We start from the raw sequence: 26,473 nt of genomic DNA on the forward strand, positions 1-26,473 counted from the left end.
GAGCGCTATGACCACCATCGACCAGCAGGCCTTCTTCATCGACGGAGGCTTCGCGAAACCACACGGCGACGACCGCCTCGACGTGATCAATCCGGCGACCGAGGCGCTGACGGGCAGCGTGCCGCGCGCCGTCACCGCGGACATGGACGACGCGGTCGCTGCGGCGCGCCGCGCCTTCGACGAGACCGACTGGCCGCACCGGCCGCACGCCGAGCGCGCCGAACTGCTGCGCGCCGTCGGTCGGGGCCTGGCGGCTCGCAACGACGAGATCGCCCGCATCATGACCGACGAGAACGGCGCGCTGTACCGGCTGAACACCCACACGGTCGGCCACGGGTTCTGCTCGTACTACGCGGACCTGGCCGCCGAGGTCGAGTGGGAGGAGTTGCGCCAGGGCGCCGTCGGCCCCGCCGTGATGCGGCGCGAACCGGCCGGCGTCGTGGCGCTCATCGTCCCGTGGAACGCGCCGCTCGCCCTGCTCATGGTCAAGCTCGCGCCGGCGCTCGTCGCCGGGTGCACCGTCATCGCCAAGCCGGCCCCCGAGACGCCGCTCGACACGTACCCGCTCGCCGAGGTGCTGCGCGACGCGGGGATTCCGGACGGCGTGGTCAACATCGTTCCCGGCGACGCCGAGGTGGGCGACCACCTCGTGCGCCACCCCGGCGTCGACGGCGTCAGCCTCACCGGCAGCGTACGGGCCGGCAAGCGGATCATGCAGGTCTGCGCCGACCGGCTGGCCCGCGTCCACCTGGAACTCGGCGGGAAGTCGGCCTCGATCCTGCTCGAAGACGCGCCCCTGGACGATGCGATCGCCGGCACCCTCGGCGCGTTCCTGCTCGTCAACGGGCAGGCGTGCGCGGCCCTCACCCGGACGCTGGTGCCGCGCCACCGGTACGCGGAGGTCGTGGACGCCCTGGCCGCGGCGGCGAGCGAGGCCGTCGTCGGCGATCCCTACGACGAGTCGTCCGACCTGGGCCCCATGACCTGCCGGCGGCAGTACGACCGGGTGCTGGGCTACCTCGAGACCGGTAAGGCCGAGGGCGCGCGGGTCGTCGCCGGCGGCGGGCGCGCGGCGGGGTTCGACCGGGGGTTCTATGTCGCGCCGACCGTGTTCGCCGACGTCGACAACGGGATGCGGATCGCCCGCGAGGAGATCTTCGGACCGGTCAACTGCGTGATCCCGTACGACACCGTCGAGGAGGCCGTCGCGATCGCGAACGACAGCGAGTACGGCCTCTCCGGCGCGGTGTGGGGCGAGGACCTCAAGCGGGCGATGGACGTCGCCCGCCGGATCCGCACCGGGACGTTCACGCTGAACGGCTACACGCTCGATCCGCACATCCCGTTCGGCGGCTTCAAGGCGTCGGGGATCGGCCGGCAGAACGGGATGGCGGGCCTGGAGGCGTTCGTCGAGCTCAAGTCGGTGCACGTGACACCGGCACAGGCGACCGCCCTCGGGTACCGGTGACCGGGTGCTCCGCTAGGAACGGACGCGGATCTCGTAGAGCGAGCCGTCCGGCTCGTGGTACTCGCCGGTCGAGAAGCTGCGGCGCAGGCATGAGATGTACATGCGGTCACGGTCGAAACGCAGCTCGTTCCAGCCGCCCTGGAGCCCCTCCGCGAAGACGTGGGTCTCGCCGGAGGGGTCGACGCGGAGGATCTTCGAGTCGTACGGCAACGGCCCGGGCTCGGCCTTCGAGACGTGCATGAAGTTCGTCGCGCCGAACTCGAACAGGAACGTGTGCCCGCCGTACGGGCCGAACTCCGGCGGGGCGACCTCGGCCATCGCCCAGCCGATGTCGCGTCTGGCGACGGGCTCGGTATCGATCTTGTCGCCGTCGATGACGTAGTACTCGATGACGTTGTGTCCCGGGTCGTCCACCTCGAAGCTCGAGTTGGGCATCCCGCCGAGCAGCAGCTTGCCCTCGAGCTCCGGCCCCCACACCGGGGGAGCGTAGAAGAGGAAGTACGGCATGACGGGGGAGCCGAACGCCTCCTCGAGGATGATCAGCGGCCTGCATTCGCGGTCCGGGGTGATCTGGTAGATCACGCAGTTCATCATGGTCTGGCACAGGTAGGTGCCCTCGTGCGGCGTCCCCGCGCGTCCGAAGCCGCCGATCATCATGGCGCCCGGCGTGCCGCCACCGGTCGTGCCGGCGTGCGGGATGTCGACGAACGTCTCCGGCGCCGGCTCGCCCTCGACGAGGCGGTACAGCCGGTGACCGCTGAGCGCCCCCTCGCGCCCGCCCTTCGCCTGGCCGGGGAAGAAGATGTCCCCGCCGAAGTCGCCGAACTCGGCCGGGGCGCGGCGGATCAGGTACGGCATGCCGGGGACCGCGCCGGGCTCGAACAGCCGGGAGTGCTCACCCTCGCGGGTCAGCCGGTGGATCGTCCCGTGCCCGGCGTACGGGACCCAGACCTCCGGGTCCTTCTGCGGGCCGTGGTCGCTGAAGTAGAGCGTCCCGTCGTCCTCGACCCAGCCGAGGATCGGGTCGTACAGGAACTCGCCCGCGTCGATGACGACCCGGCCCTCGAAACCGTCGTCCTGGACGCGCATCTTGTACGCGCACTCGGCCATCAGCTGCGCATGGGGCACCGTCGTCATGACTCTCCTATCGCGATGAGGTGAATTAAGGCTACTTTGTAGCCCCAGCGAAAGCCAAGGCTGGCAGGATGAGGGAAAATAAGTACACTGAAATAGTGAACGCAGCGCTTATGAGTCGGAACGGTCCGGTAGCGGTCATCACGCTCAACCGGCCCGAGGTCCGCAACGCCGTGAACACCGAGATGGCGGTCGCCGTCGGTCGCCTCCTGGAGGAGGCGAACGACGACCCGGAGGTCCGGGCGATCGTGATCACCGGTGCGGGCGACAAGTCCTTCTGTGCCGGCGCCGACCTCAAGGCCGTCGCAAGCGGCGCCGGGAAGCCGCTCGACCCCGATCATCTGGAGTGGGGCTTCGCCGGCTTCGTACGCCACGAGATCGACAAGCCGCTCATCGCCGCGGTCAACGGGTTCGCCCTCGGCGGGGGAACGGAGATCGCCCTGGCGTGCGATCTGGTCGTCGCGTCGGCGACGGCGAGTTTCGGCCTTCCCGAGGTGCGCCGGGGACTGGCCGCGGGAGCCGGCGGGCTGGTGCGCCTGAAGCAGCAGATCCCGATCAAGGTGGCCATGCGACTCACACTGACGGGGGAGCCGATGAGCGCGGCCGAGGCGGAGCGATGGGGCCTGGTCAACGAGGTCGTCGAGCCCGGCGAGCTGCTGCCCGCCGCGCTCAGGCTGGCCCGGTGCATCGCCGAGAACGCGCCGCTGGCCGTGCGGTGGAGCCGGCGCGTCATCCTCGAACTCGACGACGGCTCCCGGGCGGGAGAGCAGACGGGCTGGCGGATCAATGAGCAGGCGACCGAGGCGATCCGGGGGAGCGCCGACGCCGTCGAAGGGGCGCGCGCCTTCGCCGCCAAGCGGGCCCCGCAGTGGAAAGGTGCGTGATCGCCTCATGGCTGACGCCAGCGAGCCGGCCGGCTCCCCTTCCGGCGACGTGACGCGGCCCGGCGACGTGACGCGGCCGTGGACGCCGGCCCGTCTCGAGCGGCTCTTCACCCCGCGCTCCATCGCGCTGGTCGGCGCCTCGGAGCGCTCCAGCTGGGCCCGCATGCTCCTGAGCTCCCTCGAGCGCACCGGGTTCCCGGGGCGGATCGAACTCGTCAACGGCCGCGGCGGCGAGGTCTTCGGCCGGACGGCCCTCGCGCGGCTCACCGACCTGCGGGAGCCGGTCGACGCCGTCTACGTCATGGTCCCCTCCCATCTCGTGCTCGGCTCGGTGCGGGACGGGCGCGACGCGGGCATCCGGAACTTCGTGGTGCTCACCTCCGGGTTCGCCGAGGCCGGGGACGACGGACGGGCCGCGCAGGAGGAACTGCGCGGCCTCGCGCTCCAGGACGACCTGGCGATCATCGGCCCCAACACGATGGGCTTCATCAACGCGACCGACGCCATCACCCTGATGCCGAACTCCCTGGCCGGGCTGCCCAAGGTCGGCGACGTCGCGCTGGTGACGCAGAGCGGCGCGCTCGCGGGTGCGATGCTGCGCCACTGCCAGGCCCAGGGCATCGGCGTCAGCAAGGTGATCGCGCTGGGCAACGAGGCCGTGATCGGCGTCGCCGAGGTGATCGACTACCTGGTTGACGACCCGCACACCCGCGCGATCGCCGTGATGATGGAGGCGATCCGCTCGCCGGAGGAGTTCATCCGCGTCGCGGGCCGCGCGCTCGACGCGGGCAAGCCGATCGTCACGCTGAAGGCGGGGCGGACCGAGGCCGGCGCCCGGGTCGGCGCCGCGCACACCGGCGCGATGGTGGACGACGACCGGGTCGTCGACGCCGCCCTCCGCCAGTTCGGCGTGATCCGGGAGTCCTCCCTGGAGGCCCTTGTGACGACCGCTTCGGTGCTGACGCGGCAAGGCCGTCCGCTCGCCGGCGACCGCCTTGCGGTCATCGGCATCTCGGGCGGCGCGTGCAACATCATCGCCGACCGTGCCGAGGACGAGGGCTTGCGGCTCGAACCGTTCAACGCGCCCACCCTCGCGTCTCTGCGGGGGCTGATCTCGGGGTACGGCGCGCTCAACAACCCCCTCGACGTGACCGGCGCGGCGGTGAGCCGGCCCGAGCTGTTCGCGAACATCATCGACGCGGTGACCCGGGACGGCGACGCCGACGCGCTGCTCATCCAGCACGACATACCCGGGCCGAACACGTCGGCCATCGAGACGTTCACCGGCGTCCTGCGCGCCGCGGCGGACAACGACCGCGTGCCGGCCTTCGTCGTCGGGAGCGTCCCGCAGAACCTCCCCGACACCGGCGAGTGGTCGCAGGTGCCCGGCGGTGAGCGGATCCTGCCGTGCGGGATGGACCGCGCCGTCGCCGCCCTCGGCCGCGCGGCGTGGTGGGGCGAGCGATACCGTCGCGGATCACGCCGGCCCGCCTGGTCGGGCCCGGCCACGGATCTCGAGGTGCCCGAGCACGCGGCGGGCGAGATCTGGGGCGAGGACCGGGCGCGGCCGCTGCTCGAAGCCGCCGGCTTCCCCCTCGTCCCCGCGACCGTCGCGGCCACGGTCGACGACGCCTTGGCCGGCGCCGAGCGACACGGGTTCCCCGTAGCCCTCAAGGCCGTCATTCCCGGACTGGCCCACAAGTCCGACATCGGCGGCGTCGAGCTCGGTGTCGGCGACCCGGAGGAACTGCGGGTCGCCGCCAAGCGGATCACCGAGCGCGTGACCGCGGCCGGGCACCGGCCGGACGGTTTCCTCGTCAGCCCGATGCGCCCGCCCGGCGTGGAGCTGATCGCCGGAGTGGTGCGCAACCCGCTGTGGGGCCCGGTGCTGGCGGTCGGCTTCGGCGGAGTCCGGGCCGAGGCGCTCGGCGACACGGCGCTGCGCGTCCTGCCCGTCGACGAGCGCGATGTCCGCGAGATGCTCGGCGAGCTGCGGGGCGCGTCCCTGCTGCGCGCGCCGCGAGGCCTGCCGCCGGCCGACATCGACGCCGTCGTCGCGGCCGTGCTGGCCCTCGCCGCGCTGGCGGAGTCACTCCCCGACGACCTCGAGTCGATCGAGGTCAACCCGCTCTGGGTCCACGGCGACCAGGTCGAGGGCCTCGACGCGCTCATCACCTGGCGACAGCAACCCACCCCGGTAACAGAGGAGCAGCATGACGGCCACGCCTGACGCATCGACGGAGAAGTTCGCCTGCCTCGTCCGGACCCGGGCACACCCGGGTCGCGGCGACGAGCTCATCAAGGGTTACGCCCCGGTGTTCGCCCAGGTCAGCGAGGAGAAGGCAACAGAGGTGTTCACCCTGAGCCGCTCGGTCGACGATCCGGACCTGTTCTTCTGCTTCGAGATCTTCAGCTCCCGGGCCGACTTCGACGCCCACCGGGCCCACGCTCTCGCCGGCGATGCGCTCGACGCCCTCAACGCGGCGACCGCGGAGCGAGAGTACGTGTGGGGCATCCCCGTCTGGTCGAAAGACTGAAGAACGCCGCGCGCACCCGCGGGTCAGGCCGACTCGCGGGTGCCGGCGCCGAGGCGCTCGACGACCTCGACGTACTCCTCCACCATGTCGAGCACGACGCGCCGGGCGGGGCGCACGGTGTTCAGCGAGCCGACCACCTGCCCGACGAAGTAGTTGATCAGCCTGCTCGCGCCGCTGTCCGGCGTGTGCGCGCCGCGCTGGATGCGCGCCCGCGCGTCGGCGGTCAGGACGATCTGCAGCGGCATGGGCAGCGGGTCGGGGTTGCCCGGATCCTCCCACTCGTCGGTCCATGCCGAGCGCAGCTGGCGGGCCGGCTTTCCCGTGCTGGCACGCGACCGGATCGTGTCGCTCGACGTCGCCCGCAGGAACTTCTGAACGACCGCCGGATGGGTCTCGGCCTCGGTGGTCGTCAGCCAGACCGAGCCGGTCCACACGCCCTGCGCGCCGAGCGCCAGCGCGGCGGCGACCTGACGTCCGGACGCGATCCCGCCGGCCGCCAGCACCGGCAACGGGGCGACCGTGTCGACGATCTCGGGGACGAGCACCATCGTCCCGATCTCACCGACGTGCCCGCCCGCCTCGTACCCCTGGGCGACGATGATGTCGACGCCGGCGTCCCGTTGCCGCTCGGCGTGCTCGCGCTTCCCGACCAGCGCGGCGACCGGGACGCCGCGTTCGTGCGCACGCGCCACCATCTCCGGCGGCGGTGGCCCCAGCGCGCTCGCGACCAGCCCGACGCGGTGCTCCAGGGCGGCCTCGATCAGTGCCGCGCTGTGGGCGGCCATCGCACTGGACACGGTGCGCACCGACCCCGGGTCGGGCAGCGGCGGGACGCCGTAGCGGGCCAGCAGATCGGCGACGAACTCCTTGTGCGCCTGGGGGAGGAGGTCCTCGACCCGGACGGGCCTGTCCGTCTCCGGGGCGGGCAGGAGGACGTCCACGCCGTACGGCTTGTCTCCGACGGCGTCCTCGATCCAGGTCAGCTCGTGATCGAGCTCCTCGACCGTGGTCCCGCTGATCCCGAGGACGCCGAGCCCGCCGGCGTTCGAGACCGCGGCGACGACGTCACGGCAGTGGCTGAAGGCCACGATCGGGAACTCCATGCCGAGGGTCCGGCACAGCTCGGTCTGCATGCGCTGCCTCCTGTCGGTCGGCGCGTCCACTCACTCGCGCCCTGTCGACTCTATAGAGTATACTTAAATCATGGAAGCCACGGATCCGGTGCCGTTGGACCCGGAGATCGCCGCCGTGTTCGCCGCACTCCCGCCCGGGACCTTCGACTTCGACGAGTGGACGCTCGAGACCGTCGCCGCCCGGCGCGCCGAGCGGGCGGCGCTTCCCGCCCCGGTGCCCCCGCCGACGACGACGGTGTTCCGCGACGAGCAGGTCGACGGCGCCGTACGGGTGCGCGTCTACTCCCCGCCCGATCGGCTCGCGCCGCCGCGGCCCTGCGTCTACTGGATCCACGGCGGCGGCTACATCAGCGGCAGCGCGCTCACCGTCGACCCGCGCCTCAACCGCTGGGTGGAGACGCTGGACTGCGTGATCGTCGCCGTCGACTACCGGCTGGCGCCCGAGCATCCGTACCCGGCCCCGCTCGAGGACTGCTTCACCGGGTTGACGTGGACCGTGGCGCACGCGGACGAGCTCGGCATCGACCCGGCGCGCGTCGTCGTCGCCGGTTCGAGCGCGGGAGCCGGGCTGGCGGCGGCGCTCACGCTGCTGGCCCTGGATCGCGGCGGGCCGTCGCCGGTTCATCAGGTGCTCATGTACCCGATGCTCGACGACCGGCAGAGCACACCGTCCAGCCGGATGGACGGCACCGTGGTCTGGGGCCGGCGGGCCACCGCGCTCGGCTGGCGCGCCTACCTGGGCACGGCCGTCGCGGACGTGCCCGCGTACGCCGCTCCGGCGCGGGCCGTCGACCTGGCCGGCCTCCCGCCGGCGTTCGTCGCGGTCGGTGGCGCGGACCTGTTCCGCGACGAGAGCGTGGCCTACGCCGCCCGTCTCCTCGCGGCCGGTGTCCCGACCGAACTGCACGTCTACCCGGGCGCGCCACACGGCTTCGACGTGATCGTCCCGGCGGCCGAGGTGTCGCGGCGCTGCGACGCCGAGCTCCTCGGGGCGCTCCGGCGCGCCCTCCGTCCGACAGTGCGGGGAGCCCCGTCATGAGCCTCGGCGTCGAGGACCGGCTCGCCATCGAGGACCTGATCGTCGGCTACGCGACGGCGCTCGACACGCAGGACTGGGACCTGTGCCGCTCGTGCTTCCGGCCCGACGCCCGTACGACGATGGACCGGGTCGGGGAGTTCGACACGTGCGAAGCGCTGATCGCGCGGCTGGCCCCGCGACTCACGATCTTCACCGCGCTCCAGCACTTCGTCTCGAACTTCGTCATCCGCGGGGACGGCGACACGGCGACGGCGCGCAACCACTTCGTCTCCCACCACGTGCCTAAGGACGGGGCGCCCTACACCTACGGCGGTGTCTTCGAGTTCGACGTGGTCCGCGATGCCGACGGATGGCGGTTCGCCGCGCACGCGATCCGGATCCTCTGGGAGGCCGGCACGCCACGTCCGGTCGACTGAGTCCGCGTCCCTTGGCAATGGCCAACGACGACAATAGAGTATACGGAATTGGGTCGGCGGGCTCATGGCGCCCACAACGCGACCGGTGACGACAAGAGGTGCGTACCATGATCACTCACGACGAGCTGTTCATCGGGGGCCAGTGGGTCAAGCCCGATTCGGACGCGACGTTCGACGTCATCTCGCCGTCGACCGAGGAGGTGGTGGGACGGGTCCCCGCGCCCTCCGCCGAGGACGTCGACCGCGCCGTACGGGCCGCCCGCGAGGCGTTCGACAACGGCCCGTGGCCGCGCACGCCGGCCGCCGAGCGCGCGGCCGTGCTGCGCCGGATCGCGGACGGGCTCGAGGCGCGCGCCGACGAGCTCGCCCCGCTCATGACCGCCGAGGCCGGCACTCCGATAGCGATCAGCCGACGCGCGCAGGTGCTCGGGGCGATCCCGCACCTGCGGTTCCACGCCGACCTCGTCGAAGGGTACGAGTTCGGCGAGACACGCGAGGGCGTCTCGATGCGTGCCGCGATCCTGCGGGAGCCCGTCGGCGTCGTCGCCGGCATCGTCCCGTGGAACGGCCCGCTCGTGCTCGCGCTGATGAAGCTCGCGCCCGCGCTGGCCGCGGGGTGCACGTTCGTCTGCAAGCCGCCGCCGGAGACCCCGCTGGCCTTCAGCGTCCTGGCCGAGGTCTGCGAGCAGGCGGGCCTGCCCGAAGGGGTGCTGAGCATCCTCCCCGGCGACCGTGAGGTGGGGCGCGTCCTGGTCGGGCACCCCGGCGTCGACAAGGTGGCGTTCACCGGCAGCACGGCGGCCGGGCAGTGGATCATGGGGGAGTGCGCGCGGCAGATCAAGCGCGTCAGCCTCGAACTCGGCGGGAAGTCGGCGGCGATCATCCTCGACGACGCGGACGCCGAGGTCGCCATCGGGCAGCTGCTGCCGATGGCGACGATGCTGTCGGGGCAGATGTGCCTGCTTCAGTCGCGCGTCCTCGTCCCACGGCAACGCCAGGCGGAGTTCGTCGACGCCTTCTGCGACGCCGTCAGCGCCCTCAAGGTCGGCGACCCGTACGACGCCGACACCTACTACGGACCGCTGATCGCCGAACGGCAGCGCGAGCGGGTCGAAGGCTACATCGCGGCCGGTCTGCGGGAGGGCGCCACCATGGTGCTGGGGGGCGGGCGGCCGAAGGACCTGCCCAAGGGCTGGTACGTCGAGCCGACCGTCTTCGCCGACGTCGACAACGGCATGCGGATCGCCCGTGAGGAGATCTTCGGGCCGGTCACGTCGATCATCGCCTACCACGACGTGGACGAGGCGATCGCGATCGCCAACGACACCGACTTCGGCCTGGCCGGCGCGGTGTACACCGCCGACTCGTCCCGCGGCTTCGACGTCGCCCGCCGGGTGCGCGCGGGGACCTACGGCGTCAACGGCTACGGAACCGACGCGGGGGTCCCGTTCGGCGGGTACAGGCAGTCCGGTCTCGGGCGGGAGAACGGCCGGGAGGGACTCGACGCCTACCTGGAGACGAAGGCCGTCGCGCTCCCCGACGGATTCGCTCCCTTCGCGACGGCCTGAAGGGCGTGGCCATGACGACGGACCGGCCGGTCATCGAGTTCGACCACCTCTCGGCGCGGTACGCCGCCGATCCACTCGAGGTCTACCGCGAAATGCGGGAGCGGTGCCCCGTGGCGTGGACCGACGCCCACGACGGCTTCTGGGTGACCTCGACGTACTCCTCGGTGTTCGCGGCGAGCCGCGACGACGAGACCTACTCCTCGAAGAAGGGGCGGCACGGCGACCTCGACCACACCGGGGTCGTCATTCCGTCCGAACCGACGCTGCGACTGCTGCCGATCGAGGTGGACCCGCCCGAGCTCCGCCCGTTTCGGAAGGTGATGAACCCCGCCTTCGGCCCGAAGGTGGTCGCCCGGCTCGTCCCCGAGTTCGAGCGCCTCGCGGCGTGGTGCCTCGACCAGGTGATCGAGTCCGGCGAGATCGACTTCGTGGAGGACCTCGCCAGCCCGGTGCCCGCGATGGCGACCCTGCTGCTCGTGGGGCTGCCGGTGGAGGACTGGCCACGGCACTCACGGGCCTTCCACGGCCTGGTCGCCAACGCTCCGGGCACCCCGGAGCACGCCGAGGCGCTCGAACTGATCCACGGCATCGCCGGGACGGTGCTGACGGAGATCGCCGACCGCCGGCCGCATCCCAGGGACGACCTGCTGACCATGCTGACCCAGGTCGAGATCGACGGCCGCCGCCTGGAGGACCACGAGGTCGGGTCGATCATTACGACGACGCTCGGCGGGGGCATCGACACCACCACGGCGCTCATCGCGAACGCCCTGGTGTACCTCGACGAGCACCCGGAGCACCGCGCCCGCCTCGTCACCGACGACGCGTTCATGAGCTCCTTCTGCGAGGAGATGCTGCGGTACTTCAGCCCGGTGCAGGGCTTCGCGCGTACGGTCACCAAGGACACCGAGCTCGGCGGCTGCCCGTTGCGGCGCGGCGACCGGGTGTTCCTGAGCTGGGCCGCCGCCAACCACGATCCGGAGGTCTTCGACGAGCCGGAGCAGATCATCCCGGACCGGTTCCCCAACCGGCACACCAGCTTCGGGATCGGGTCCCACCGATGCGTCGGCTCGACGCTGGCCCGGGCCGAGTTCGCCGTGGTGGTGCGCGAGGTGCTCCGGCGGATGCCGGACTACACGCTGGCCGACGGCGCCGTGCGCTACTCCAACGTCGGCACCGTCAACGGGTGGCATCGCCTTCCGGCCAGGTTCACCCCGGGCGAGCCCGCGAGGCCGGAGGCATGAGCGAGCGGAGCGAGCGAATCATGAGCACAGTGCGCCCGGTCACTCCGCCGACGAAGGAGGCCTCGTGTGCCGGGCTGCTCGTCGCCGACCTCGTCGCCGCCGGCGCCTCGCGTGCGCTGACCGAGCGGGTGGCGCTCACCGGTGACGGCTGGACGATGTCGTACGGTCGGCTCGCCGACGACGCGCGCCGCTGGCACCGGCTGCTGCACGAGTCGGGCCTGCGGAGCGGCGAACGCATCGCGATCCTCGCTCTCAACGGGCCGGAGTACCTCGGCGTGCTGTACGGCGCCTCGATGTGCGGTGCCGTCGTCGTGCTCCTCAACACCCGGCTCGACGCCGCGTCGATCCGCTACCAGCTGGAGGACTCGGCCGCGCGGCTCGTCATCGTCGACCCCGCCCACCACCGGCTGGCGGCCGATGCGGGCGCCTTCGACCTGCCCGCCGTCACGCTGGACGCCGACTACCGCGACCGGTTCCGCGCAATCGAGCCGGCACCGGCCGGGACCGTACGCCCCGACCCCGACGGCCCCTTCGTCCAGCTCTACACGTCCGGCACGACAGGGCGGTCGAAGGGGTGCGTGATCTCGCAGCGCGCCTGGGTGGCGTCGGCGACGAACCTCGTGACCGCGCTCCGCCTGACCGACGCGGACGTACACATCGGCGCGGGGCCGTTCTTCCACGTCGCGGGCCTGGGGACGGCGATGTCCGTGCTCTCCGCGGGCGGGCGGCTGGTCTTCGGGTCCAGCCGTTCCCTCGACGAGTCATGGGAGCTGGTCGCCCGCCACGGCGTCACGATCGGGACCTTCGTGGGCGGCGCCGTCGTCAACGCGGCCCGGCATCCGATGAGCGCCACGCACGCCGGAACCCTGCGCGTGCTCACCGGCCAGGCCGGCAAGCACACACCGGCGGAGCACCGGGAGATGGCCGAGCTGGTGCCGCACGCCGGCTACGTCGGCATCTACGGATCCACCGAGGCCGGTAACTTCGCCACCTGCACGACCCGCGCCGATGAGATCGCCCGCCCCGGCACCGTGGGCCGGCCGCTGATCGGCTTCCGCGCCGCGGTCGTCGACCCCGATGACCGCCCGCTCGAGCCGGGGGAGGCGGGCGAGCTCGTCCTCCGCGGCGGGAGCGTGATGTCGGAGTACTGGGGCCTGCCGGAGGCGACGGCCGAGACCCTCCGCGGCGGCTGGCTGCACACCGGCGACGTGATGCGGATGGACGAGGACGGCTACCTCTACATGCTCGACCGGCTCAAGGACATGGTGAAGACCGGCGGCGAGAACGTCTACAGCATCGAGGTGGAACAGGTACTGCGGCGGCATCCGGCGGTCCGCGACTGCGCGGTGATCGGCGTACCCGACGCGCGTTGGGGCGAAGGCGTCAAGGCGGTCGTCGTGCCCGCGTCCAATGCCGAGGCCGACGTCGAGTCGCTCGACGCCTGGTGCCTTGAGCGGCTCGCGGCGTACAAACGGCCCCGGTGGTACCAGTTCGAGGACGCCCTGCCGACCAACGGCGCCAAGGTCGACAAGAAGCGGCTGCGCGCCGACCACGATCCCCGGACCTGCGTCCGGCTGCCGGAACGGCGCTGAACGTCGGCGGAGCCCCCGCGCGGACTCCCCGGGGGCTTCGCCGTACGGACGGGATCGGGTCAGGCCCGGCTGCGACCGGAGTGCATCGGGTCAGGCGCGGCTGGAACCGGGCGGCATCAGGTCGGGCGGCCGGAATCGGGCAGCGTCTCAAGCCAGCGCCGTACGGCGGTGGCGAACCGTTCCGGTGCTTCCTGATGCAGGAAGTGGCCGTGCTCGGGCCAGAACTCGATCGCGTCGAGGGGCCCGCGCTGTAGCCGGCGTTCGAGGGCGACTTCGGCTGGTTTGTCGCCACCGTAGAACGCCAGGGTCGGGACGCCGCGGCGCGGCAGATATCGCTCGGCCACGACTCTGCGTCCGAGCCCGTCGGTGCCGTCCTGCAGACCGACGATCGTGCCCAGGACGGCGCCTTCGTCCGTGCCGAGCAGTCGGCGGCGATGCCAGATCGGGATCCAGGACGGGGTCCGCTCGCTGTAGAAGAAGTCTCCGTAGAGCTCCGCGGCGACCTCGTGCGGCGCGCGCCGGAGGGCATCGACCACGGCGGCGAGCCTGGCATCCTCCCCGTGGTAGACGGGATCGACCAGGACCAGCGCGCGCATCACCTCGGGGTGTTCCACCGCGAGCACCGAACCGATGAGCGTTCCCAGTGAATGCCCGATGATGACGGGCCGTACCAGGCCCAGCCGGTCGATGACCTCGAGCGCGTCCGCGGCGAACGCACGCGGGGCGTAGGCACCGGGCACCCCCGCGGAACGGCCGTGTCCACGGTTGTCGATCGCGACGCACCGGTGATCGCGGGACAGGTCGGCCATCAGCCATGCCCAGTCCGACCCATCGCAGCCCCAGCCATGGATCATGAGAACGGCATCGGGCCCCGATCCCTCTTCGGCGTAGAAGATCCGGCGTCCGCCGTCAACCTGAACGTAGGGCATGGCCGGGCTCAGCCGCCGACGAGCAGGTGCAGGCTGTCGAGCCCCCGGACGTAGCCGAAGTGCCGCTCCACCGGCTTGGCGGGGTCCAGCGTGTAGCGCGGCATCCGCCGGTGGATCTCCTCCATTGCCACGCGCATCTCCGTCCGGGCCAGGTGCGAACCCGCACACCGGTGGATGCCGCCCCCGAACCCGAAGTGCGGGTTGGGATGCCGGGAGAAGTCGATGCGGTACGGATCGGGGAACTGTTCCGGGTCACGCCCGGCCGCGCCGTACATGACCATCAGCATGTCCCCGGCCTTGATCGCCTTCCCGCCGAGCTCGAGGTCCGTGGTCGCCTTCCGGCAGTCGTTGACCAGGCCGTCGAAGCGCATCAGCTCCTCGATCGCATGCGGCACGAGGGAGGGATCCGCGGCGAGCTGGTCCCGCAGGTCCGGATGCGTGGCGAGGTGGTGGATCGCCAGTGACAGCTGCGCGGTCACCGTGTCCAGGCCCGCCGACCAGAGCAGGCAGGCGATGCCGACGAACTCCTTGAGCGTCAGGGGCCGCGCGTCGTCGAAGCGCGCCTTGACGAGGTTGCCGATCAGGTCGTCGCCGGGGTCGGCGCGGCGCCGGCGCTCGTTGAACACCTCGGTGAAGTACGCCTGCAGTTCGGCGTTGACCGTGGCGAAGACCTTCTTCTTCTCGGCCGGGTCGTAGGTGTGCAGGATCTTGTTCTTCCAGTCCAGGAAGGTGCCGAGCTCGGATTCGGGCAGCCCCATCAACGGGACGAAGATCAGCGATGGGTACGGCACGGCGAAGTCGGCGAGGAAGTCGCATCGTCCGGCGTCGACGATGCCGTCGATCAGCTCGCCGACCAGGGCGTGCATGCGCGGCCGGAGCGCGGCGACGACACGCGGCGACAGCAGCGGGTTCAGGATCCGCCGGTACTTGCCGTGGTCCGGAGGATCGATCTGGGTGGGGATGTCCGGCCCGAGCTCGGTCTTTTGAATATGCGGAATTACGTTCTGGTGTGAGGAGAACAGGTCGGGGTTCTGCAGCACGAAGCGGCAGTCCTGGTAACGCGTGATCACCCAGAAGCCGCCCATGACCTCGCTGCGCGCGACCGGGCATCCCACCCGCAAGCGGTCGACCTGCGGATACGGGTCGTCCTGCAGCTCCGCGTTGTAGAGGTGGAAACCTCGGGCGAGTTGCTCGGCGTCGGCGACTCCCGTGTGCTCCTCGGGTGCGGCGCTCATCCGCTTCTCCCAGTGCTTGGAGATATTCAGTGCACTCTTTATAGCCTCTTCTGGTGGGGAGCACCAGAGGCCGGCCCTTCGTCGAGCGCGTCGAGGATGGGCCCGAGCCGGGCCTCCACCCGGGCCCTCGATCCGGGGTTGGTGAACACGTAGAACCGGTCCCGCTCCACGGCGGCCACGGCCGCCGCCGCCACCTCCTCCGGAGTCAGCCCCGGCCCCCAGCGCGCCTGCCGGCCTCCGGCTCCGGGGGCGACGGCCCACGGCCTGCCGTCTCCGACCTGGGCGAGCCGGTCGTGTTCACGCGACGCGAGTTCCGTGCTCACCGCGCCGGGGCACAGGACCGTGACGCCGACCGGCGCGCCCCGCGCGGTGAGCTGAGCCCGCAGCGACTCCGACAGCGCGACGACCGCGTGCTTGCTCACGGTGTACTCGGGGATGAGCGTGCCGGACGTGACCCCCTGCATCGACGCGGTGTTGACGACGTGGCCCGCCTCACCGGCCGCCAGGATCACCGGGAGGAACGCCTGGATGCCGTGCAGGACACCCCAGAGATTGACCGCCATCACGCGCTGCCATTCGTCGATCGGCAGCTCCCACAGGGGGTCGCCGGCAGGCCCCATCACGCCGGCGTTGTTGCACAGCACGTGGACGGTGCCGAACCTGGCCAGCGCGGCGTGCCGCAGCTCGAGCACCTGCTCCCGGTCCGAGACGTCCGTGCTCGCCGTCATCACCTCGGCGCCCGACGCGGACAGCTCGCGGCCCACCGCCTCGACCCGTGGCCCGTCGACGTCCGCCAGGACGAGCCGGGCGCCTGCGGTCGCGAAGGCGCCGGCGAGGGCCTTGCCGATTCCGTCCGCGGCGCCGGTGATGACGGCGATCCGGCCGGCGAGGTCAGTCATACGTGATCACCGAACGGGTGACGCGGCCGTGTGTCATGTCCTCGAACGCCGCGCCGACGTCCTCGAGACGGATTGTCTTGGACACCAGCGACCCCAGGTCGAAACGGCCCGCCTCCGCCAGCTTGACGATCAGCGGGATCAGCTTCTGCGCGTCGCCGCCCGCGAAGATGGAGCCCTTGATGGTCTTCCGGCTGAGGACGAGGTCGGCGGCGCCGAGGGACACGACCTGGGCCGGATCGGCGGCTCCCACGACGACGATCGTGCCGCCGCGGCGGGTGATCTCCCACGCCGTCGTGATCGTCACGGCGGAGCCGACCGCCTCGATGGCGACGTCGACTCCCCGGCCCTCGGTGAGGTCCGCGACCTCGGCCGCCAGACCGTCGCCGGGCGCGAGCGCGACCGACGCGCCGAACCGCACGGCGGACTCGCGCTTGCGCTCGACCGGGTCGATGGCCACGACGCGGGCCGCGCCCGACAGCACGGCCGCCTGGATCGCCGACTGGCCCACACCGCCGCATCCGATCACGGCGACGATCATCCCGGGCTCGACGCGCGCGGTGTTGAAGACGGCACCCACGCCGGTCACGACCCCGCAGCCGACGAGCGCGAGCTGCTCGGCGGGCAGGTCGGTGCGTACCGGGATCACCGATGACTCGTGCACGGTCATCATCTCGGCGAACGTTCCCAGCCCGGCGTACCCCTGAAGCGGGGCACCGGTGCCGTCGACGAACCTTGGGGTGGCCACCAGCGTGGAGATCTGCTCGCAGGTCTGTGGCTCGCCCCGGACACAGTAGAAGCACGCTCCGCAGGCGCCCGCGGCGGAGGTGATCACGCGGTCGCCGGGGCGTATCCGGCGCACGGCCGAACCGACCCGCTCGACCACGCCGGTTCCCTCGTGCCCGAGCACCGCCGGGACGGGTGCGTGCAGACCGCCGTTCAGCACCGACAGGTCGGTGTGGCAGACCCCGCTCGCCGTCAGGCGCGTCACCACCTCGTGCGGGCCGGGGTCGGCCGTCCGGATCTCCCGCACGACGAGCGGACGCTCCCGCGCTTCCATGACTGCTGCTCGCATCGGCTGCTCCCTTCTGGCCGCCAAGCCTACGTCGGCGGCACCGGTTGAGGATACTTATCTATCCATCAAAGTCTCGTGGCCGTTCTCGATCTCCCGAGCCACCAGGGCATGGAGTCTGGTCATTGACGCACTGTGGGCGGACACGTATATTGCGCTCACCTAAAAGAGTGTGCTCAATAACACATTCTAAAGATCACGGCGCTGAGAGGGAGAACATGAAGCCTCGAAGGCGGCTGAGCTGGATGGCGGGCCTCGCCTGTGTCCTGCTCGCAGCAGCGGCATGCGGGAAAAGCGGCGGCGACACGTCGCCCTCGGCGAACTCCACGGTCGCACCGGCGGCCGCCCCGACGCTCAGTGGCGACCCGGTGGTCATCGGGTCCATGTACCCGGTGAACGCGGCGCTCGCGTCGTTCCCCGATCTGCAGTACATGGCCCAGATCGCCGTCGACGTCGTCAACGCCAAGGGCGGCATCAAGGGCCGCCCGTTCAAGTGGGTGCACTGTGACGACAAGGGCGACCCCAACGTGGCGGCGACCTGCGTCAACCAGCTGATCAACCAGGACAAGGTGCAGGCGCTCGTCGAGTCCGTCGGCCTGCAGGGCAACATCGCCTGGCCGGCGATCAAGAAGGCGGACATCCTCAACTGGTTCAACGTGCCGATCTGGCCCGACGACGGAACGAGCCCGCTGTCGTACCCGGCGGGCCTCGGCATCTACGCGCACCAGAACGTCGGCCTGCTGGTCAAGCAGGGTGAGTTCAAGAAGGTCCGCTGCCTCAGCGCGACCGGGAACGTCTCTCCTAAGCTCTGCGGCTTCGCCCAGGCCTCGCTCGCCGCCAAGGGCGTCACCGACTTCAAGAACATCTTCTGGCCGCCCGGCACCACGGCGTTCCAGCCGTACGCGTCCAAGGTCCTGGCCGACGGCGCCGACGCCGTCGTCGTCGCGATCAGCGACGCCGGGGCCGCTCCCGTCCTGCAGGCGCTGGCGGACGCTGGCGCCAACGTCACCGCGCTCGCGCCCAGCACGTCGATCGGCAGCAAGTCGATCGACGTGGCGAAGAAGAACAACATCCCCCTCCGGGTGGCGGGCAGCTGGGCGGTGGACCCCGCCAGGTTCAAGGGACGGCAGGAGATGCTCGACAACGTCCAGCGGTACAGCAAGGCCGTGGGCGCTCCGGCCACCATGGACACCACCAGCGACAACGCCTTCAACATCTACCAGGGCATCGTGTCCCTGGCCGCCGTGATGAACGGGGCGAAGTCCCTCAAGACGGCCGATCTGCAGGACTACATCAAGACACACCCGATCGCGACCGGTGTCGCGCCGCCGCTCGACTGGACCAAACCCGGTCCGGTCCCCGCCAGCCCGCGGATCGTGCAGATCTACGGAACCCCGGAGAAAATCGACGGCGGCAAGGGGCTGGTGTCGGACTCGACCACCTGGAGCTCCAGCTTCCCCGGCGTCTCGGCAGTGTCCTGCTGCACGCCATGACGAAGCACAACGGCCACGTCGCCGCCGAGCACGTGCCGTCACGGGGACCGGCCCGGCCCCCGGGCGGCGGAGACCGCGGCGTGCGAACACGAGGGAGCGTGCTCAGGTGACCCAGTTGTGGACCTTCATCATCGTCGGGCTCACCGCCGGCGGGGCCTACGCGCTGACCGCGATCGGCGTCGTGACGATCTACCGCGGCTCCGGCGTGCTCAACTTCGCCCACGGCGCGATCGGCATGGCCGGGACGTACGCCTTCTGGGAGTTCTACGAGAACGGCGCCGCGACGCACGGCCTGTTCTCACTGGCGCGGTGGCCGGTCGGCGCCGCCATGGCGGTCGGGATCGGCGCCGGCGCAGTGATCGGCCTGCTCGCCTACCTGCTGGTCATGTACCCGCTGCGCAACGCGTCGGAGCTGGCGCGGGTCATCGCGACGCTCGGCATGCTGCTGATCGTCCAGAACGTCGCGCTGCTGTTCTACTCGTCGGAGACCACCGTCATCCCGCGGTTCCTGGGGCGCGGGAGCTTCCGGCTGTTCGGCGCCCCGTTCCGGTACGACTCGGCGACCGTGCTGGTCGTCGTGATCGTGCTCGCGATCGGGCTGACGCTGCTGTTCCGCTACACCCGTCTCGGCCTCTCCGCGACCGCGCTGCAGGTCCAGCCGGTGGCGGCGGCCACGCTCGGCATCTCACCCCACCCCGCGGGCATCATCACCTGGACGCTGGGCGGGGCGCTGGCCGCCTCCGCCGGCATCCTGGTGGTCCCCGCCATCGGGCTCTCGCCGACCCAGCTGACACTGCTCATCAACTACGCCCTGGCCGCGAGCCTCGTGGCCAAGTTCCGCAACTACTTCCTCACCGTCGCGGTGGCGCTCGCCATGGGCATCGCCGAGTCGGTGATGATCTACTACAACGTCCCCGACTGGGTTCGTCTCATGACCCCGTTCGCCGTCATCCTCATCGCGCTCATCGCGGGCGGGACGGCCGTGCCGGGCCGTGGGTTCGCCGAGAGCCGCCTGCCGCAGGTGGGCTCGGGGCGCCTCCAGCCCGTCCCGACCGCGATCTGGATGGGCGTGGCCGTCTTCGCCGCCTTGGGGTTCGGCAACGGCTGGTCGATCTCCGTGGCGAACGCCGCGATCGCCGCCCTGGTCAGCCTCGCGATCGTCATCGTCACCGGCTACGCCGGCCAGATCAGCCTCGCGACGTACGCCTTCATGGGCATCGGCGCGATGGTGGGGGCGCACGCGGTGGCGTCGTGGGGCCTGGGCTACCCCATGACCATCGTGCTGGGCACGCTCGGCGGCGGCCTCGCCGGGCTGCTGCTCGGGCTGCCGGCCATCCGCGTCCGCGGCATCGACCTCACCGTCACGACGCTGGTGTTCAGCATCGTCATCGCCAACACCGTGTTCATCTCGGCGGTCTTCATCGGCAACGACGGTTTCAGCGGGATCGTGGTCCCGACGCCGAAGCTGTTCGGCCTCAACCTCGACCCCGGCGTGCACCCGGCGCGGTTCACGATCCTGTGCCTGGCCGCGCTCCTCCTGGTGGGTCTCGGCATCGCGAACCTGCGCAGGTCGGCGGCCGGCCGCCGGCTGCTCGCCGTGCGCGCCAACGAGCGCGGGGCCGCGGCGCTCGGCATCTCGGTCGGCGGCGCCAAGGTCGCGGCCTTCGCCCTGGGCGGGGCCATCGCGGGACTGGCCGGTTCGCTCGCGGTGTTCCGCAGCCGGACCGTGACGTTCGCCGAGTTCGACGTCTTCAAGTCGATCTTCGCCCTCGCGTTCACCATCGTCAGCGGCGTCGGGTACGTCGCGGGGGCGATCTACGCCGGTGTGATCAGCGCGGGCGGGCCGATCTCCTACCTCTTCCACGGCGTGTCGTCGAAGGTCGACCTGATCCTCGCCATCGCCTCGGGACTGCTCGTCGTGCAGATCATGCTCCAGAACCCCGACGGCATGATCCCGCTGTTCCGCCGTCAGGCGGGCTGGGTCCGCGAACGGGTGCGGCGGCACGGGGCCGCGGCCCGGAAGGCCCGGCACCGGCAGGACGAACTGGCGGAGCCGGAGCCCGTCGCGGTGCCGTCGGCCCGTCCGGGTGACAGCCTCCTCCGGGTCGACGAGCTCAGCCTCCACTACGGTGCGGTGCGCGCGGTCGACCAGGTGTCGCTCGAGGTGCGCGCGGGGGAGATCGTCGGCGTGATCGGGCCGAACGGGGCCGGCAAGACGAGCCTCATCGACGCCATCACCGGGTTCGCCCACAAGACCGGGGGCTCGGTCCACCTCGGCGGCGCCGACATCGCCGAGTGGAACATCCGGCGGCGGGCCCGGGCCGGGCTCGGCCGGACCTTCCAGAACCTGGAGCTCTTCTCCGACCTGACCGTCAGGGAGAACCTCCTGGCCGCGCACGACCCACGTGGCGTCGGCGCCTACTTCGGCGGATGGGTGCGCCCAGGCAACGACCGCCTCTCCGGCGCCGCCGCGCAGGCCGCGAGCCTGCTCGGCCTGAAGGAGTGGCTGGACACCGAGATCCGCACCCTTCCCCAGGGCACCCGGCAGCTCGTCGCGGTGGCGCGGGCGCTGGCGGCCGGCCCGCGGGTGCTCTGCCTCGACGAGCCCGCGGCAGGGCTGGACCAGGCCGAGCGCGACGCGATGAGCCGGGCGATCCGGCTCGTCGTCGAGCGGCTGCGCGTCGGCGTGCTGCTCATCGAGCACAACATCGACGTCGTGTCAGGGCTGTGCGACCGCGTCGTCGTCCTGGACTTCGGCGCGGTGGTCGCCAGCGGTCCGCCGGACGAGGTGCTCGCGTCGGACATCGTCCGGCGGGCCTACCTGGGGTCCGGGGAATCGCCGCGTGACGACGACCTGGAACGGATGGCGCTCGAAGGCGAGGTGGACCGATGACGACCGACGCGACCGGTATCCGCACCACGGGACTCGATGTTCGGGACCTGTCGGCCGGGTACGGCACGGCACCCGTCGTGTCCGGGCTGAACCTCCACGTCGACCCGGGCGAGGTCGTCGCGATGCTCGGCCGGAACGGGGCCGGCAAGACGACGACGCTGATGGCGGTCGGCGGGTTCCTGAAGCGCTGCACGGGCACCGTCGTGGTCGACGGCGTCGCCGTCGGCGGCGCGCCGCACCGCCGCATGCGCCAGAGCATCGGGCTCGTGCTCGAAGGGCGAAGTGTCTTCGCGCCGTTGACCACCGCGCAGAACCTCAAGGTGGGGCGGGTGGAGGCGGCCGAGGCTCTGGCGGTGTTCCCCGAGCTCGAGGCGCGCCTGCACGTCCGGGCCGGAAACCTGTCCGGGGGCGAGCAGCAGATGCTCAGCCTCGCCCGGGCGATGTGCCGGCGCCCGCGGGTCTTGCTGCTCGACGAGTTGTCCTTCGGGCTCGCTCCGGTCATCTGCGACCGCCTGTTCTCGGGCATCAGGCGGTTCGCGGAGGAGCACGGCATCGCCGTGATCGTCGTCGAGCAGCACCTGCACTACGCCGCCATGGTCGCCGACCGGGCGGTGGTGATGAACCAGGGGGAGATGGCTCTGGAGCTCCCGTCGTCGCAGTTGCTCGGCCGGGCCGGTGAGATCGAGCGACTCTACCTCGGCGGCCCGGACGTGAGCGATGCGGAGCCGGATCTTTCGACCTCGCCGGGCTCTCCCTGAACGGGCGACGACGAGATGGTCCCACGATGCCTGATAAGAGGATCCTCTTATCAGGCATCGTGGGGCATGGTCGATGGATCGTCAGTCGTCCTCGAGCGTGATCGCCTGTTCGGGGCATCCGCCGGCGCCGAGCTGCGCGGCGGCCTCCAGCTCGGGTGTGATCGTCTCATGCTTGAGCACGCTGAATCCCTCGTCGTCGTAGTCGAAGACCTCTGGCGCGAGGCTGAAGCAGCGACCGTGCCCGGAGCATCGGCTCCGGTCGAGGTGGATGCGCATGACGTCCCTTTCGGATGGCGGCCGGCGCCCGAAGGGCAGGACAAGACCAGTAGAGCAATTTAGTATACCGAATATCGTCGCGCGAGGGAGTCTGACCCATGAACCAGCGCCCCGACTACATCGTCATCGGAGCGGGCTCGGCCGGGTGCGTCCTGGCCAACCGCCTCACCGAGGACGGCCGCAGCCGAGTCCTCCTGCTCGAGGCCGGCGGCGAGGACCGCACCCCGTTCATCCGGATACCGGCGGGCTTCCCGATGTTGGACCCGGAGAAGTACAACTGGCGCTACACCGCCGAGCCGGATCCCAGCCGGGGCGGCATCGTCGAGCACTGGGGCGGCGGCAAGGTCGTCGGCGGATCCAGCTCCATCAACGGCCAGGTGTGGACGCGAGGCAACCGCGCCGACTACGACGAGTGGGCCTCGCTCGGCTGCGAGGGCTGGGACCACGCCTCGGTGCTGCCGTACTTCATGCGCGCGGAGAACTTCCGGGGCGGACAGGGCCGGCTGCGGGGCCGGCGAGGGCCGCTGCACGTGTCGTATCCCCGGTTCGACCACGCCATCACCGATGCCTTCATCGCGGCCGCTCAGCAGGCCGGCCTGCCGTTCAACGCGGACTACAACGACACCGTGCAGGACGGCGTCGGGTACGGGCAGCTGAGTCAGCGCCGCGGGTGGCGCAACAGCACTGCCCGCGCGTACCTGGCGCCGGCCCGCAGGCGCCGGAACCTGACGGTGGAGACGCACGCCCTCGTGACCCGGATCCTGCTGAAGGACGGGCGGGCGACGGGCGTCGAGTACCGGAAGGGCGGGCAGACCCGGCAGGTACGGGCGCGGCGTGAGGTGATCCTCGCCGCGGGCGCACTCGCCTCGCCGAAGGTGCTCATGCTGTCGGGCATCGGGCCGGCGGATGTGCTCGGCGAGCACGGCATCACCGTGAGCGTGGACAGCCCCGGCGTCGGTGCCAACCTGCAGGAGCACATCTACGCCACGATGGTGTACTCGGTGAACATCCCGACGCTCAACATGGAGCTCACGCCGATGGGGTTCCTGCGGCACGGTCTGGACTTCGTCGTACGCGGGCGCGGCGCGGTCACCGTGGCGGCCGCCCACTCGATCGCCTTCGGCCGGCTCCCGGTGGACCGCGGCCGACCCGACTACGAGATCATCTTCGCGCCGCTGGGCCTGAGCGGAGCGGTCCCGGGGACCGACGCCGGCGAGGGCGTCGAATACCGCCACGACGTCAACGAGCTCAAACCGATGAAGATCTCGACGTGCATGGCGCTGCCGTCGGTCAGCCATCCCAAGGCCCGGGGCCGGGTCACCCTGCACTCCGCCCGGCCGGAGGACAAGCCGAAGATCGAGCACCGGCTCCTCGCCGAGGAGGACGACATCGCCGCGCTCACGGCCATCTGCCGGCGGACGCGCGACATCTTCCAGCGCGACGCGCTCCGCCCGTACGTCGTCGGCGAGCACCTGCCCGGTGACAAGATCCAGTCTGACGCCGACTGGGCGGAGTACTTCCGGAGCTACTCGTGGCGCGGAGAGCACCCGGTCGGCACGTGCAAGATGGGGCTCGACGAGATGTCGGTGGTGGATCCGCAACTGCGCGTACGCGGTGTCGAGGGTCTGCGCGTGGTGGACGCGTCCGTCATGCCGACGCTCATCACCGGCCACACCAACGCGCCGACGGTCATGATCGGGGAGCGGGCCGCCGACCTCATCCGGGCCACCGCGAGCGAGACCTGATCGCGGGCCGCGTCAGCGCGGCAGGCCGAGGGCGCGGGCGACCAGGTTCCGCTGGATGTCGATGGTGCCGCCACCGACGACCTGCTTGATCGACAGCCGGAGGTTGTACTCGAACGCACCCCGGCCCGGCACGCCCGCCACGTTCTCCCCGAGCGCCGCGGCCGGTCCGAAGACGCGCAACGCGGCCTCGCTGAAGTCCTCCAGCAGTTGAGTCGCGAGGATCTTGGCCATCGGGGCTTCGAGGCGTGCGCCGCCGCCGGTCTTCGCGGTGGCCCGCACGCTCGCGTTGACGAGCACCCGGGACGCCTGCAGCCGGGCGGCGAGTTCGCTGATCAGGTGCCGCTTGGCCGAACCGGCGGCGCCGACCGTCCCCTCGGGATCCTTCCTGATCTCGGCGAGCATGTCGTCCATCAGGCGCAGCAGGTGAGAGGCGGTGTTCGCCATGGCGACGCGTTCTTGTGCCAGCGCCTCGCCGATGACCTTCCAGCCGCCGTTGACCTCACCCACCCGGTCCGCGTCGGGGACGCGGAAGTCGTCGAAGAAGGTGGAGCAGGAGATCTCACCGGACAGCGCCGTGTGCTGCCGCACCTCGAACCCGGGCCGGTCGACGCGCGTGAGGAACACGGTGATGCCGGCGTGCGGGGGTGTGGCGTGCGGGTCGGTGCGGGTCGCCAGCCACACCCACTCCGCCCGGTGTGCTCCGGTGCCCCACATCTTCCGGCCGTTGACGATCCAGTCGTCGCCGTCGCGCACCGCGGTGGTGCGCAGGCCGGCCAGGTCGGATCCGACCTCCGGCTCGGAGTAGCCCAGGTAGAAGGGGAAGTTCCCGGAGGCGAGCAGCGGGAGGTAACGGGCCTGCTGTTCTGGGGATCCATGCCGGATGATCGCCTTCCCGAGCAGGTCCGCGGCCCCTTTGCCCATCACGTGGATGCGCTGGTACGCGAGTTCCTCGCTCAGGACCATCTGCTCCTCGACGGTCGCCTCCCGGCCGCCCGCGCTCGCGGGCCACGACAGGGTCAGGTAGCCGCCCTCGACAGCGGCCTCACGCAGCTTCTGATCGTTGCGGTCGTCGAAGTGCACGACGGCGGCGGCCGGACGGAACGGCTCGGCGAAGCGGCGAACCTCCTCGCGGAACCGCTCCGCCCGCTCGCCGAGCTCCGGCACCGGCAGCCCCTCGGTGGAGTCGATCAGCATGTCGGCCACGTCACCGGCCCGCAGGGCGATGCCGTCGAGCGCGCTGACGTCCGCGTTGACCCGGCGGAACAGCCACGGCGCGTCGTGCTCCTCGAAGTACCCCGAGGCGGCGAGCGTGTGGTGTGCGCCGAACTGCGCCTCGACCGCCGCCGGCGCCGCGAACCGTACCGCGATCTCGGCGGCGAGCGGCCAGGTGCGGCGGTCGGCGAGGTAGCCGTCGACGGCCTCGCGGATCAGCGCCCGCGACGCCGTCATGGCGGTCGCCCCGTCGACGGCGCGATGCGACACGGCCTGGAACGCGCCGATCGGCCTGCCGAACGCGACGCGCTCCTTGGCGTGCGCGATCGAGTACTCCACCGTGCGCTCGGCCGCGCCGGCCGCGCGGGCCGCCAGCCCGAGGCGCAACAGCGCCTTGGCCTGCTCCGTGGCGTCGCGCCCCGGTGCCGCCCGCCACGTGATGGCGCCGGACAGCTCCACGTCCGCCCAGTGCGGGCGGGCCAGGCCGGGCGTCTCGGTCACCGCCGCGATCTCGCGCAGGACGACCTCGCCGTCCAGTACGAGGAGCACGTGGGTGGCGCACGAGGCGGCCTCGACGAACCGTACGGACGACGAGCCGGCGGTGCCGGTCGCGGCGACGGGGCGGACGTCACCCGCCGTGATGGCGCGCACGAGTTCCCCGTCATCGGACAGCAGCGTCGCGGTGACGTAGACGTCCATCAACGGCAGCGGGCACGCCACTCGGCCCAGGCGCGCCGTCGCCGCCACCACGGCGTCGAGCGCGCGATCGTCGGCCAGCGCCGTCCATCCGTGCCGCGCGCCGTCCTGCCACACGGCGCGCAGCAGGCCGCCGTCCCGGTCCTCTCCCGCGGTGCAGGCCCGGGGCCACAGCGATGACAGGACGCCGTCGACGGCGTCGGAGAAGTGCCGCAACTCACTCGTCGACAGTCCAGGCATGCCACGTCCCTCC

At 71.4% G+C, this 26,473-nt stretch carries 21 protein-coding genes; 13 read left to right on the forward strand and 8 right to left on the reverse strand.

Translation table 11 applies throughout. From position 1 onward, the window contains the following. The first annotated feature begins 7 nt into the window (after nt 1-7). The gene (locus ACQP2O_RS25300; protein ID WP_433189937.1) at nt 8-1,468 is read left to right on the forward strand and encodes an aldehyde dehydrogenase; all 1,461 of its coding nucleotides are present in this window, start codon (nt 8-10) and stop codon (nt 1,466-1,468) included. Between the two features lie 12 nt (nt 1,469-1,480). Here the strand turns inward: ACQP2O_RS25300 and ACQP2O_RS25305 are convergent, their stop codons facing one another. Continuing rightward, a complete protein-coding gene (locus tag ACQP2O_RS25305) occupies nt 1,481-2,605 on the reverse strand; it encodes a hypothetical protein (protein ID WP_433189940.1) in 1,125 nt (374 codons plus the stop codon). A gap of 95 nt (nt 2,606-2,700) precedes the next feature. Between ACQP2O_RS25305 and ACQP2O_RS25310 the strand changes: the two genes are divergently transcribed. Genes ACQP2O_RS25310 through ACQP2O_RS25320 form a run of 3 tightly spaced genes read left to right on the forward strand, consistent with a single transcriptional unit; the run spans nt 2,701 to nt 6,023 of the window. After that, nucleotides 2,701-3,486, forward strand: a complete 786-nt coding sequence (locus tag ACQP2O_RS25310) for a crotonase/enoyl-CoA hydratase family protein (protein ID WP_433189943.1) — start codon at nt 2,701-2,703, stop codon at nt 3,484-3,486. A 7-nt stretch (nt 3,487-3,493) separates the two neighbouring features. Then, the gene (locus tag ACQP2O_RS25315) at nt 3,494-5,716 is read left to right on the forward strand and encodes an acetate--CoA ligase family protein (protein ID WP_433189945.1); all 2,223 of its coding nucleotides are present in this window, start codon (nt 3,494-3,496) and stop codon (nt 5,714-5,716) included. Next, complete coding sequence (locus ACQP2O_RS25320; RefSeq protein ID WP_433189948.1) at nt 5,700-6,023, forward strand: putative quinol monooxygenase; 324 nt, start codon at nt 5,700-5,702, stop codon at nt 6,021-6,023. The genes ACQP2O_RS25315 and ACQP2O_RS25320 overlap by 17 nt, the downstream gene beginning before the upstream one ends. A gap of 23 nt (nt 6,024-6,046) precedes the next feature. On the opposite strand, the gene ACQP2O_RS25325 is transcribed toward ACQP2O_RS25320, so the two are convergent. After that, nucleotides 6,047-7,156, reverse strand: coding sequence for a nitronate monooxygenase (locus tag ACQP2O_RS25325; RefSeq protein ID WP_433189951.1), 1,110 nt, complete (start codon nt 7,154-7,156; stop codon nt 6,047-6,049). Between the two features lie 70 nt (nt 7,157-7,226). On the opposite strand from ACQP2O_RS25325, the gene ACQP2O_RS25330 reads away from it, so the two are divergent. The 5 genes from ACQP2O_RS25330 to ACQP2O_RS25350 all read left to right on the forward strand — a co-directional run bounded on the left by ACQP2O_RS25330 (nt 7,227) and on the right by ACQP2O_RS25350 (nt 13,015). Then, nucleotides 7,227-8,195 (forward strand): alpha/beta hydrolase, encoded by a 969-nt coding sequence (locus ACQP2O_RS25330; RefSeq protein WP_433189954.1) that lies wholly within the window; start codon nt 7,227-7,229, stop codon nt 8,193-8,195. Continuing rightward, nucleotides 8,192-8,611, forward strand: coding sequence for a nuclear transport factor 2 family protein (locus ACQP2O_RS25335; RefSeq protein ID WP_433189957.1), 420 nt, complete (start codon nt 8,192-8,194; stop codon nt 8,609-8,611). The genes ACQP2O_RS25330 and ACQP2O_RS25335 overlap by 4 nt, the downstream gene beginning before the upstream one ends. A 107-nt stretch (nt 8,612-8,718) precedes the next feature. Next, a complete protein-coding gene (locus ACQP2O_RS25340) occupies nt 8,719-10,179 on the forward strand; it encodes an aldehyde dehydrogenase (RefSeq protein WP_433189960.1) in 1,461 nt (486 codons plus the stop codon). 11 nt (nt 10,180-10,190) lie between these two features. Beyond that, the gene (locus ACQP2O_RS25345; RefSeq protein ID WP_433189963.1) at nt 10,191-11,423 is read left to right on the forward strand and encodes a cytochrome P450; all 1,233 of its coding nucleotides are present in this window, start codon (nt 10,191-10,193) and stop codon (nt 11,421-11,423) included. Between the two features lie 20 nt (nt 11,424-11,443). Further along, nucleotides 11,444-13,015: a class I adenylate-forming enzyme family protein gene (locus ACQP2O_RS25350; RefSeq protein ID WP_433189966.1), complete on the forward strand. Its 1,572-nt coding sequence runs from the start codon at nt 11,444-11,446 to the stop codon at nt 13,013-13,015. A gap of 116 nt (nt 13,016-13,131) precedes the next feature. On the opposite strand, the gene ACQP2O_RS25355 is transcribed toward ACQP2O_RS25350, so the two are convergent. The 4 genes from ACQP2O_RS25355 to ACQP2O_RS25370 are packed head-to-tail and all read right to left on the reverse strand — an operon-like array spanning nt 13,132 to nt 17,150. After that, nucleotides 13,132-13,944: an alpha/beta fold hydrolase gene (locus ACQP2O_RS25355; RefSeq protein ID WP_433189969.1), complete on the reverse strand. Its 813-nt coding sequence runs from the start codon at nt 13,942-13,944 to the stop codon at nt 13,132-13,134. Between the two features lie 8 nt (nt 13,945-13,952). Then, nucleotides 13,953-15,179, reverse strand: a complete 1,227-nt coding sequence (locus ACQP2O_RS25360) for a cytochrome P450 (RefSeq protein WP_433189972.1) — start codon at nt 15,177-15,179, stop codon at nt 13,953-13,955. A 38-nt stretch (nt 15,180-15,217) separates the two neighbouring features. After that, entirely contained in the window at nt 15,218-16,078 is an 861-nt protein-coding gene (locus ACQP2O_RS25365; protein WP_433189975.1) for an SDR family NAD(P)-dependent oxidoreductase, read from the reverse strand. Continuing rightward, nucleotides 16,071-17,150, reverse strand: coding sequence for a zinc-binding dehydrogenase (locus tag ACQP2O_RS25370; protein WP_433189978.1), 1,080 nt, complete (start codon nt 17,148-17,150; stop codon nt 16,071-16,073). The genes ACQP2O_RS25365 and ACQP2O_RS25370 overlap by 8 nt, the downstream gene beginning before the upstream one ends. Nucleotides 17,151-17,365: 215 nt before the next feature. On the opposite strand from ACQP2O_RS25370, the gene ACQP2O_RS25375 reads away from it, so the two are divergent. The 3 genes from ACQP2O_RS25375 (at nt 17,366) to ACQP2O_RS25385 (ending at nt 22,291) form a co-directional block, all read left to right on the forward strand. Beyond that, nucleotides 17,366-18,640: an ABC transporter substrate-binding protein gene (locus tag ACQP2O_RS25375; protein WP_433189981.1), complete on the forward strand. Its 1,275-nt coding sequence runs from the start codon at nt 17,366-17,368 to the stop codon at nt 18,638-18,640. 106 nt (nt 18,641-18,746) lie between these two features. Then, nucleotides 18,747-21,533, forward strand: a complete 2,787-nt coding sequence (locus ACQP2O_RS25380) for an ABC transporter permease subunit (protein ID WP_433189984.1) — start codon at nt 18,747-18,749, stop codon at nt 21,531-21,533. Further along, nucleotides 21,530-22,291, forward strand: coding sequence for an ABC transporter ATP-binding protein (locus ACQP2O_RS25385; protein WP_433189987.1), 762 nt, complete (start codon nt 21,530-21,532; stop codon nt 22,289-22,291). The genes ACQP2O_RS25380 and ACQP2O_RS25385 overlap by 4 nt, the downstream gene beginning before the upstream one ends. A gap of 81 nt (nt 22,292-22,372) precedes the next feature. On the opposite strand, the gene ACQP2O_RS25390 is transcribed toward ACQP2O_RS25385, so the two are convergent. Then, nucleotides 22,373-22,567, reverse strand: a complete 195-nt coding sequence (locus ACQP2O_RS25390; protein WP_433189990.1) for a ferredoxin — start codon at nt 22,565-22,567, stop codon at nt 22,373-22,375. Between the two features lie 98 nt (nt 22,568-22,665). Here ACQP2O_RS25390 and ACQP2O_RS25395 point away from each other — a divergent pair, with 98 nt between their 5' ends. After that, nucleotides 22,666-24,312: a GMC family oxidoreductase gene (locus ACQP2O_RS25395; RefSeq protein WP_433189993.1), complete on the forward strand. Its 1,647-nt coding sequence runs from the start codon at nt 22,666-22,668 to the stop codon at nt 24,310-24,312. Between the two features lie 12 nt (nt 24,313-24,324). On the opposite strand, the gene ACQP2O_RS25400 is transcribed toward ACQP2O_RS25395, so the two are convergent. After that, the gene (locus ACQP2O_RS25400; RefSeq protein WP_433189996.1) at nt 24,325-26,460 is read right to left on the reverse strand and encodes an acyl-CoA dehydrogenase family protein; all 2,136 of its coding nucleotides are present in this window, start codon (nt 26,458-26,460) and stop codon (nt 24,325-24,327) included. Between the last annotated feature and the right edge of the window lie 13 nt (nt 26,461-26,473).

Origin of the sequence: Actinoallomurus sp. CA-150999, assembly GCF_050942425.1 — a bacterium.
Taxonomy (GTDB): Bacteria; Actinomycetota; Actinomycetes; order Streptosporangiales; family Streptosporangiaceae; genus Actinoallomurus.

Coding starts and splice junctions, on each gene's coding strand:
- ACQP2O_RS25300 (WP_433189937.1), top strand. CDS start 8: ATGACCACCATCGACCAGCAGGCCTTCTTCATCGACGGAGGCTTCGCG.
- ACQP2O_RS25305 (WP_433189940.1), bottom strand. CDS start 2,605: ATGACGACGGTGCCCCATGCGCAGCTGATGGCCGAGTGCGCGTACAAG.
- ACQP2O_RS25315 (WP_433189945.1), top strand. CDS start 3,494: ATGGCTGACGCCAGCGAGCCGGCCGGCTCCCCTTCCGGCGACGTGACG.
- ACQP2O_RS25320 (WP_433189948.1), top strand. CDS start 5,700: ATGACGGCCACGCCTGACGCATCGACGGAGAAGTTCGCCTGCCTCGTC.
- ACQP2O_RS25325 (WP_433189951.1), bottom strand. CDS start 7,156: ATGCAGACCGAGCTGTGCCGGACCCTCGGCATGGAGTTCCCGATCGTG.
- ACQP2O_RS25330 (WP_433189954.1), top strand. CDS start 7,227: ATGGAAGCCACGGATCCGGTGCCGTTGGACCCGGAGATCGCCGCCGTG.
- ACQP2O_RS25335 (WP_433189957.1), top strand. CDS start 8,192: ATGAGCCTCGGCGTCGAGGACCGGCTCGCCATCGAGGACCTGATCGTC.
- ACQP2O_RS25340 (WP_433189960.1), top strand. CDS start 8,719: ATGATCACTCACGACGAGCTGTTCATCGGGGGCCAGTGGGTCAAGCCC.
- ACQP2O_RS25345 (WP_433189963.1), top strand. CDS start 10,191: ATGACGACGGACCGGCCGGTCATCGAGTTCGACCACCTCTCGGCGCGG.
- ACQP2O_RS25350 (WP_433189966.1), top strand. CDS start 11,444: ATGAGCACAGTGCGCCCGGTCACTCCGCCGACGAAGGAGGCCTCGTGT.
- ACQP2O_RS25355 (WP_433189969.1), bottom strand. CDS start 13,944: ATGCCCTACGTTCAGGTTGACGGCGGACGCCGGATCTTCTACGCCGAA.
- ACQP2O_RS25360 (WP_433189972.1), bottom strand. CDS start 15,179: ATGAGCGCCGCACCCGAGGAGCACACGGGAGTCGCCGACGCCGAGCAA.
- ACQP2O_RS25365 (WP_433189975.1), bottom strand. CDS start 16,078: ATGACTGACCTCGCCGGCCGGATCGCCGTCATCACCGGCGCCGCGGAC.
- ACQP2O_RS25370 (WP_433189978.1), bottom strand. CDS start 17,150: ATGCGAGCAGCAGTCATGGAAGCGCGGGAGCGTCCGCTCGTCGTGCGG.
- ACQP2O_RS25375 (WP_433189981.1), top strand. CDS start 17,366: ATGAAGCCTCGAAGGCGGCTGAGCTGGATGGCGGGCCTCGCCTGTGTC.
- ACQP2O_RS25385 (WP_433189987.1), top strand. CDS start 21,530: ATGACGACCGACGCGACCGGTATCCGCACCACGGGACTCGATGTTCGG.
- ACQP2O_RS25390 (WP_433189990.1), bottom strand. CDS start 22,567: ATGCGCATCCACCTCGACCGGAGCCGATGCTCCGGGCACGGTCGCTGC.
- ACQP2O_RS25395 (WP_433189993.1), top strand. CDS start 22,666: ATGAACCAGCGCCCCGACTACATCGTCATCGGAGCGGGCTCGGCCGGG.
- ACQP2O_RS25400 (WP_433189996.1), bottom strand. CDS start 26,460: ATGCCTGGACTGTCGACGAGTGAGTTGCGGCACTTCTCCGACGCCGTC.